This window comes from Lysinibacillus sp. fls2-241-R2A-57 (genome assembly GCF_030209535.1).
GTDB lineage: Bacteria > Bacillota > Bacilli > Bacillales_A > Planococcaceae > Lysinibacillus.
The window spans coordinates 1-9,373 of the sequence record NZ_JARVRU010000187.1 but is presented as its reverse complement, the minus strand read 5'-3'; the positions used below and the strand labels follow the sequence as shown (position 1 = coordinate 9,373).

Genomic DNA, 9,373 nt, shown 5'->3' with positions numbered 1-9,373 from the left:
TCTTCGGGGTTCGGGACTTGCACCCTATAGTTCATACGCATGCCGGGCGCACATACCAAAAAGAGAAATTGCGTTGTGCAATTTCTCTTTTTGCTTGAACTGAAATTAATTATAACTCATCCTCGGTAACTTCATTTTTATTACCATTGCCGTTTCCGTTTCCGTTTCCGTTTCCGTTTCCATTGCCATTGCCATTTCCATTTCCGTTACCATTTCCATTGCCATTGTCATTGCCATTGCCATTTCCATTTCCATTACCGTTGCCATTCCCTGGCTTTACAACCAACACATCAAATGTTAGTGTGTGCTCACCATACGTTACCGTAATCGTCGTATTACCTTGACCTTTTCCTTTTACAACCCCTGCTTTTACAGTAGCTATTTTATCATTCGCTACTTCGTAGGTTGCAAGCTTTGTAACATCTTTTTCTGTTGTTTTACCATCAAAAGTAGTTACTTCAGTAATCTTAACTGGAACTTCTTTACCGATTCTAGTTTCAACCTGAGCTTGGTCAATTTCTAATGTTACTATTGGTTGTTCTATAACAGGCGCTTTAACTGTAACATTTACAGTCACTTCATTATCACCGTATGAAATAGTAATTGTAGTCGTACCCTCATCTACTGCAGTTACTAATCCATTTACTATTTTTGCAACGTTTTCATCTCCAACAACATAAGTAGCTTTTGAAGTTACGTCTTCCTCTGTTGCAGCACCTTCCGCAGGCGTTGACGTTTCTGTTACCTTAAGTTGTGCAGTTTCTCCAGCTGTTAGGTCTAGTTTAGTTGGATTTACAGAAAGTGCTACTACTGGTTCTACTACTTCTTTTTCATATATCTTCGCTTCACCAACATTCCCGGCAGCATCTTTAATTATTACTGATACAGCATTTGTTTCTGCTGTTACTGGGAATGTGAAGCTACCGTCTTGATTTAATTCAAAAGCGACTGGCGCTTGTGCTTCGCCATTTACTGTCGAAACATAGGAAGCTTTTAATTTATCATTTAATTTGTAATCTAAACCGTATAAATATAACTCTTCATTGTAGTCGATATACTTATCTGTTACCTGTCCTGTAGCAACACCTTTAGCTACTGAACCAGTAATTTCTGGTTTAGTCGTTTTCACGATAATTGGTCCAACATAGTCGGAAACTACTCCTGATGCTGCAAGACCAGTGAAGTCAATTGTATACAGACCATCTGGAATCTTTGTGGCAGGTGCTGTTCCCCATGGTTTGTACTGTCCACCAATCTTCAGCGTATAAGAGCCTTTTCCTAGCGCAGTACCTGCATGCAGATAACCAATGTAGCCGTCTCCGTATTCTCCACCTTTAGGATTCATAATATCCCAAAGCTCAATATAATTAGTTGTTACATCTCCAGTTAATGTGAATGAAAGTACAGCTGAGTCTTTCACTCCATCTCCGTTAAAGGATAGGTCTGTTTCTGTAATCTTAAAATCTTTAATTTCAGTTGCTGCCGCGCCGCCAAAGTCAGCTGCGAATGGCAATGAAATTTCTGTATCTCCACCGCTGATGTAAATATACCCTAGTATTTCAGAGCCTTTCGGTGCCGTAGCTTGTGAAGCAGTTAATGTAATATTTAAAAGTTGCTCACCATTTAGATTAAATGTTGGCTGATCTACTGTAACAGTTGCATCACCAAATGTTTTTGTCACATCAATTGATACGTTATAATTGCCGCCGTTCCCTTTAATATCTTTTACTAAAATTTGTTTCGTTACAGAAATATCTCGGTCTTTAAGTGATTGTGGGCCGAAAGTAACTGTACCTTTCAAGTTTTCTGTAACTACACCAGTTCCATCTAAAATTGCGCTATCAAGTGCATAAGCAAGAATTTCCGGATGAGCTGCTGCATATGGATCTACACGCCCTGCACCTTGAGAAAACACATCGTATTTTGTTTTATCTATAACCTTTGCTGTATTAGAAAGCGCCACTTTTACATCGAACGCGTTCCAATCCGGATTTGCTTGTTTAACTAATGCAGCAATTCCTGCAATATGTGGTGTTGCCATAGAAGTTCCTGTTTTACGACCATATGCTTCCCCATAATCTGCATTAGGGAAATCTTTTTTATACTTTGGAATCGTTGACATAATGTTTGTTCCAGGTGCACTTACATCTGGTTTAATATCAAAGTTTGGTGTAGATGGTCCACGTGAACTTGAATCGTTTACATCATCTCCCAGTGTCTTTGTAGAAGCAAATTTACTAAAACTTACTTTTCCGGTTCCGCCTGCTAATGCAGCGCGAATTGCATCGCCATCCGTTTGGGACATATCGAATGTTGGCAGAATCTCAAATGAATCACCAAGGAATGCGCCTGAAATGTTTGGTGCATTCGTTCCACCTGCAAAGTTATGAATAATTGTTGCGACTGCTCCTTTTGCCTTTGCATTCGCAATTTTATCAACGAATGCGATACTGCCACGAGAAATCAATGCCACTTTACCTTTTACATCAATTCCTTCAAAGTCCTTTACTTCCCCGTTTCCAGGAACTGCAACTAGATCAAATTCTCCTTGAAGCTGTGTTGCTAAATCTTTCCCAAAAGTCGTCCCCATTAATGGAAGCTGTTTTGTTAATTTGTAGTTACCAACTGTAACATTCACTTCCCCGTTATACATTGTTTCAGGATTTGTTGTGTTACCAACAGCAATTCCTAAACGAGCAGTTGCAGGCGTGCCCATTGTTCCGCGATTTGGACCTTCGTTTCCTGTTGCAACTACTCCGATTGTTCCAGCCATCATAGCATTATTAATAGCAAATGAACCAGCATCCGTTTCAGAGTTAGCTCCCCCGCCAAGTGAAAGATTGATAACGTCCATTTTTTCTTTTACAGCAGTTTCAATTGCTTTAACAATACCAGATGTAGCTCCACTTCCATATGCCCCAAGAACACGGTAAGCATAAAGGTCTACTTTTGGAGCAATTCCTTTAATACCGAATTTGTTAGCTCCGATTGCTGCAATTGTTCCAGCAACATGTGTACCGTGAGAAGTATAGAACGCGCTTCCCTTTTCATTAAATTCAGGTGTCCCGGCAGGACGTTCCGAAGGCGATGTTTCCGATGCATCGTCATCTGCTCGAGGCTTCGTGTAAGTTGCTGAATTCGGAATGAAGTTTTTTCCACCTTTATAAACTCCAGCAAACTCAGGGTGATCTACATCAATACCAGTATCTAATACTGCTACTTTTATTCCTTGTCCTTCAAGTCCTTCCTTCCAAAGCTGTTCGATGCCAAGGAAAGAATTACTTGTATTCATTTGAGCTTCTAATTGATCTTCCTTAATAAGTTCCGATGATTTCATCGTATTATCTTCTGATGCGTAAACAATTGCATCAGGTTCGATTAATGTAATTCCTTCTACTGTAAGCAGTTTTGGGAGATCATTTGCTTTCACAGTTGCCGCAAAACCGTTTAAAACAGTATCAAATGTGTATCCTTGAGTCATCTGAACATTTTTAGCAGCTAACTCTTTTTTAACTTCTGCTTGTTGTGCTTTTACATTTGAACGAACTTCATTTGCTCGGGCATTAGAGAATTTTTGGCCTTTGACTTGGCTAATTCCTTGCTCTAGTGCTACAGGCTTTTCAGATAGATGAACGATGACTGCAACATCTTGATTGCCTGATACATTTTGTAAGCTTTCGTGAAGAGTTGGACCATCTTTAGACAAGCTTAGCTGTTCAGCGATAGCAGCCTTTAGTTGAATTATACTTTCACTTTGACTATCCTGCTTGAATGGTTTCGATTCTTCAGCACTAGCACTTGACAATGGAACCAATAGAGAAAGCACCATAACGAAAGCTAGAATACTACTTAAGAACTTCGTAAACTTAAACTTTTTCAAATCTCATTTCCCCCTCCGCCTTTAATTGTCACACTTTTCAGTTTAATGTGATATTTCCAATTTATCACAAAGGAGCTAATACTAATATCGGAATATTTAAACATTTTAAAATATTGATAATTAGTATCAGTTTATCAAATAGAGATTAAATCTATCTTCCTATTAATTTAATGAAAAAGTAGAACTTTCAAATGAGAAATGACTCAAAGTAATTCATTAATTTTTTCAAGTAATCCTATCAAGACAGCAGTTGTAGGTATAGACGGTGGTGCAGTTGCTTATAGAAAATTAGTAGGGCAGTAAGAGGAGTGATTGGAGGGGAATCGGTTTTATTAGTAATACGCAAAGTGTCACCTGTTCACTGAAATATGCCTCTAATTCAAGGATGGTGCGTCTTAGAATAATATCTAAAATTGTGCCATCGTAAGTCATGCAAACCAGTATTGTACCGGTATGCCCCTCGCGAATGGCGAAATCATCTAGTCCAAGCGCGAGATTTTGACAATAATATGCCTGGTGCTGACAGGCGCTTATTGAACACATGAAGCTTCTTTCTTTTTCCAATCTCCCCCTTTAATAAAATTGCATTATATAGTATTCTTATTACGATAATTAATTCGAAAATTCAGAAATTTATAGTAAAAACACCGTACAGAGGGAACAATAAAAGTGAGAAAGGAATTAATAAGATGAGAGATATTAGAGTTTATCATGTAGATGCATTTACAACAGAAAAATTTTGCGGTAATACTGCTGGCGTCGTGCCCGATGCTGATAATTTATCAGAAGTTGAGATGCAAAGTATCGCAAAAGAATTAAATTTGCCGGAAACCGTATTTTTACTCCCTTCCAATAATGAAGATATAGATTATAAAGTATAATATTTCACTCCCACTGAAGAAATCAACTTTTGCGGACACGCAACTGTTGGATTAACGTGGCTTTTGGCTACTGAGTTTAGTCTTACTGAGAAAAAGGAAGGTATAGTACTAGAAACGAATATCGGTAGAGTACCAGTTGTATGGCATAAGGAAAATGGAAAAGTTATTGATGTGGAAATGACGCAAGTAACGCCAAAAACAGAAGATATCAATATTGATGTGGAAGAGCTTAGTCGACTGATCGGCGTCCATTCCGAAAGCATTGATGTAACCTATCCAATCAAACTAGCGAATACTGGTGTCTGGCATTTACTCGTTCCAATAAAAGAGCAAATCGATATCGACAATGCAATACCTGACTTAACGGCGTTAGGAAAACATAATAAAGAACATAATATTAGCACGACACATCTTTATACTTTTACTAACTTGCAAGAATATAAATTATATACAAGAGATTTTGCACCAGGGATTGGCATACCAGAGGATCCTGTAACTGGTGCAGCAAATGGTGCATTAGCAGGCTTCCTCTATTTAGAAGGCGTCATTCCTCAAGGTGAAATAACATATCTTACAATCACTCAAGGAAATGCGATAGGAAAACCTGGAACGCTTTATGTGACTGTTATTCCAAATGAATTAGAACCAGTCATCAAAGTTGCAGGAGCTGCAACCATCACAATTCGAGGTATCTTAACTATCTAAACAAATCAGCTTGAATTTGAGGCATTTTTATATTTCTTATTCAAGCTGATTGGTTCTTTTACGGTTTCCGTATTTTTACTATCTCTACACGCATTTGACATTCGCCGGAGATTTTAACTTCTTTCAGTGGGTGTTTGGACACCTGCTGAAAGAAGTTTTAAATGGCTATGAATGAGCTCCTCTACCTGTGCTTTTAGAGCTTGTTTGGCATAACGTAGCACTTCATCTTCGCCTGCTGTTTTGATGATTACATCGCTGAAGTATTCATCAATATTAACCCATTTTACAACTGCAAGATTTTTCTTAGCTAGGAATCGTCTTTTATTGTAGAAATCATTTCTTATATCTTTTAATAAACCTTCTACAATATAGATGTAGACTTTGGACATTTTTAACTTTTCGAGCGCTGAATAGTCTTGTTGTAATGACCTGATTGCCATATCTAATTTTATAAACTCATACAATTAATGCACCCCATTAGCCATCCATGAAGCGCAAAAATCAGCACTTCACCACAGAAAATGAAAGATGATTAAGTTCTTTCATGGGAGTTAAAGAAGGAATATCTCTTGAAATTTACAAACCTTTAGATAATCGAATCAATTTATCCCTACAAATAGTGTCGTAGCTTGTTTCATAAAAAGTACCTCGTTAATTAAATTTTCTCAAACCGTTAATCATTTTTTGACTTAATATCTGGGACATTTTTTAATGGCTTTTGAAGTGCATCCACAATGGCTCCGATGATACTTGTTGCTAAAATACCCATTAGACCTAGTGATATAGGACCTGCTGGGTCGTCTCCTGTTATTTTAGCAAGCACCTTCAAGCTTACTATTCCTAACAGAATGAGGAAAATGACTGTAAAAGCACATTTTTTTATAACCTTCAAAGATTTAAGGGATAATTCAGAGAAAGCATTGTTTTTTTCGATATAGGTTAGTAGTTTAAATGCTTGATACAACGCAACAGAAAACGTAATACAGAATCCATATGCACATACTAAAAAGGGGATTAGGAAATAAGCCGTATCTGGATGTACCTTTGCATCTTTAATGGTTATCTCAGGCAACCAATAGATACATAAAGCAAGCATCGCAATTCCAATCAGAAAAATAATTACCTTTAAGAAAGTGGTTGAACCTTGTTTAACATTCATTTAAAGCACCTCACTTATCAATGACAACATGATTTTATTACATTATTTATCGCTTTTCAATAAATTTGTATTGTTTTTTATTATATTATTATTGAAAATCCGTAATTAATCATTTTTACTAAACCATGTATCAATAGAATTTATCATATTTTCAAATGCTTCTTCTTTAAATGGTGAGGCGATTCCTGAATGATCAAGTAAGTCTAGGAAAGATAAACGTCCCCCCTGTTTACATATGTCCATATATACATTCCAAGCAGTATACATATCTATTTGTGCGATTGACCAAATCTGCAATGCACAAATTTGAGCCATTGCATAGTCGATATAGTAAAAAGGAAATTTAAATAAATGAATTTGTTGGTGCCAAAAGTCCCCTTTTTTTAAGTAAGAGTGATTATAGGTAGTTTTATATGGCATATATTTTTGTTCAATTTCAATCCATTTTTTCTTTCGCTCCACTGATGATAAGTTAGGATTTGTATAGATAAAATGTTGAAACTCATCAATACTAGCCCTATAAGGCATTGCAAAGATAGCATCCTCTAAGTGTGAATATCTATAATTCATTGCGTCATTTCCAAATATTTCTTCCATGTAGGGCCAAATAAGAAATTCCATTGCAATTGAGCTAATTTCACAAGCTTCCTTAGTGGGAAGTATATATTCTGGTATGTTGTTATTTTGGTTAAAAATAGCCATTTGAAATGCATGACCAAATTCATGTGCTAGTACCTTTACATCCTTTCTTGATCCATTAAAGTTTGCAAAGATATATGGAATCTTTTCATTACATAAATAAGTAGCATAAGCACCACTTGCTTTATTTTCTTTATTGGTTAAATCCATATATTTATTCTCATGCATTAACTTAAAAATCTCACCAGGTTGATCAGATAATTGTTGGAAAATAGTTTTAAATTTTTCTATCATCCAATTAGAATCTCCTTTAAGCATTGCCTCCCCGGTTTTAAACCTCACCTCTTCATCATAGTAGGTTAAGTTCTCAATCCCAATCCGAACCTGTTGCTTTTCCCTTAATTTCTCAGATAGAGGAACCATATATTTCAAAATCATTTTTCTAAAGTCAGCCACATCTTGTTGACCATAGTCAATCCTAGAAAGTCTAGCATATCCAAGTTCCACAAAAGAATTGTAGCCGAGTTCTTTTGCTATTTGCGTTCTTACTTGAATTAAAGAATCAAAGAGTTCATCAATTCTATTTTCGTATTGCTCCAATAGTTCATATTTTTTTTTCAATAGCTTGCTTTCTAAGCATTCTATCTGATGATGAAACAAATTTATCTAATTGAGATAGGTTTCTTTCTTCTCCTTTAAATTCAATCTTGGCATTTGCCATCAATCTTGTATATTCACTTATAAGGTTGTTCTCTCTTTTTAATTTATCAATCACTGATGAACCAATAGTATTTACATTAATTTCAGCAAGATTCAGTAACTGTTTTCCATACTTTTGCCTAATTTGTTCTTTAAATGTAGATTTTATTAAACGTTCATAATAACTCGCTACAACTTTTTCATATACTGGCCAATTTTTATTGATAAACTTTTGTTCTTCTTGATACTTCTTATCTGAGGTATCTAATTGTGCTCTTATCTCTGCAATAGTCAACATTGTTAAAACATGATTTCTACGCGAATTAATCTTATCTATTAACTCAAATTGCTCTTCAAATGAGTTTGCAGAGTCAAACTTTCCTAATAATTCAAATACATCTTCTTCAAATTCTACAATGTTAGGCCTCTCATATAAAAGCTGATCAAAAATCATTTCCCTACCCCCTTTCCATATCATGGTATATTTTACGTAATAAAATGAATAGTCTTATAATTGGAAATAGCGTGTGCTATAATAGCGATATAAGATAATAAATACACAAAAGGGCTGCTTTCATAAAAGCGGCCCTTTTTGTTTTCTTAGATATAGTTCGATTCAATCTACCCTCTATTTTATCTCCTCGGCAATGCTATATATCATTTTTCTAATTAAATTAAACCGCGCCTTTAGTTACTGAACAACTGTTCTATAATTCTTTGAGAAAAGGCATCTAAATAAAAAAACGATCTCGGATAGCTTATTCAAAAAAGTGGATTGATAGAATATAATTGGTAGTAGGAGTGATAAATATGGGATTTCGAATGAGGAAAAGTATCAATTTAGGTGGTGGATTTCGAATTAATGTCAGTAAAACAGGAATTGGATATAGTTGGGGTGTTCCAGGTTATCGTGTGACAAGAACCGCAAAAGGCACGACTCGGAAAACATATTCGCTTCCTGGTACAGGGATTTCCTATGTAGAGGAAACTAAGCGACATAATCGAGCGACAGTGAGTTTGGAGAATAGACCATCCGATCAGCCAAATCTAGAGGAAATTGAAAGTGCTGCAATCCAACAGTTTCAAAACGTGGAAGCTCAACAAATGACAAGGGCAATTGAACGGTCATTAGCGATAAATCGACTCGCGAACATCTTGCTGTGGGCAATTATTTTCACGATTTTTTCTCCGTTATTTTTTTGCTTTTTTTTCATCCTAAATTGCAATATCAAGTTGAACACTTTTTTCAAAAACATCTCAGAGGTTCCGTTGTCTTCTGTTCGTCGGTCGGCGTAGTCCGTTCAACCTGTGTTGGCTAGGTCTGCAAGGTGGTTTCCCTTGCGGAGCTAGCCAATACAGGTTAGGATCTGCTGCTGACTGATGAGCAGAAGACTTTTCTGTTTGGAGGGA

Annotated in this window: 6 protein-coding genes and 1 pseudogene; 2 read left to right on the top strand and 5 right to left on the bottom strand. The window is 36.3% G+C overall.

The features are described from left to right. Positions 1-109: 109 nt before the first annotated feature. The gene (locus QRN68_RS23450) at positions 110-3,880 is read right to left on the bottom strand and encodes a S8 family serine peptidase (protein ID WP_285399591.1); all 3,771 of its coding nucleotides are present in this window, start codon (positions 3,878-3,880) and stop codon (positions 110-112) included. Between the two features lie 689 nt (positions 3,881-4,569). On the opposite strand from QRN68_RS23450, the pseudogene QRN68_RS23445 reads away from it, so the two are divergent. Beyond that, a pseudogene (locus QRN68_RS23445) lies at positions 4,570-5,466 on the top strand (PhzF family phenazine biosynthesis protein). Positions 5,467-5,579: 113 nt separating this feature from the next. On the opposite strand, the gene QRN68_RS23440 reads toward QRN68_RS23445, so the two are convergent. The 4 genes from QRN68_RS23440 to QRN68_RS23425 all read right to left on the bottom strand — a co-directional run bounded on the left by QRN68_RS23440 (position 5,580) and on the right by QRN68_RS23425 (position 8,417). Next, positions 5,580-5,930: a YhjD family protein gene (locus QRN68_RS23440; RefSeq protein ID WP_285399589.1), complete on the bottom strand. Its 351-nt coding sequence runs from the start codon at positions 5,928-5,930 to the stop codon at positions 5,580-5,582. 209 nt (positions 5,931-6,139) lie between these two features. Next, positions 6,140-6,625, bottom strand: coding sequence for a DUF2975 domain-containing protein (locus QRN68_RS23435; RefSeq protein ID WP_285399588.1), 486 nt, complete (start codon positions 6,623-6,625; stop codon positions 6,140-6,142). A gap of 105 nt (positions 6,626-6,730) precedes the next feature. After that, positions 6,731-7,885, bottom strand: coding sequence for a M3 family oligoendopeptidase (locus QRN68_RS23430; RefSeq protein ID WP_285399586.1), 1,155 nt, complete (start codon positions 7,883-7,885; stop codon positions 6,731-6,733). Next, positions 7,869-8,417 carry a gluzincin family metallopeptidase gene (locus QRN68_RS23425; protein ID WP_285399585.1) on the bottom strand — a complete coding sequence of 183 codons (549 nt, stop codon included), beginning with the start codon at positions 8,415-8,417 and terminating at the stop codon, positions 7,869-7,871. The genes QRN68_RS23430 and QRN68_RS23425 overlap by 17 nt, the downstream gene beginning before the upstream one ends. A gap of 356 nt (positions 8,418-8,773) precedes the next feature. Here QRN68_RS23425 and QRN68_RS23420 point away from each other — a divergent pair, with 356 nt between their 5' ends. Then, complete coding sequence (locus tag QRN68_RS23420) at positions 8,774-9,259, top strand: DUF4236 domain-containing protein (RefSeq protein WP_285399583.1); 486 nt, start codon at positions 8,774-8,776, stop codon at positions 9,257-9,259. Positions 9,260-9,373: the final 114 nt, after the last annotated feature.

Coding starts and splice junctions, on each gene's coding strand:
- QRN68_RS23435 (WP_285399588.1), bottom strand. CDS start 6,625: ATGAATGTTAAACAAGGTTCAACCACTTTCTTAAAGGTAATTATTTTT.
- QRN68_RS23425 (WP_285399585.1), bottom strand. CDS start 8,417: ATGATTTTTGATCAGCTTTTATATGAGAGGCCTAACATTGTAGAATTT.
- QRN68_RS23420 (WP_285399583.1), top strand. CDS start 8,774: ATGGGATTTCGAATGAGGAAAAGTATCAATTTAGGTGGTGGATTTCGA.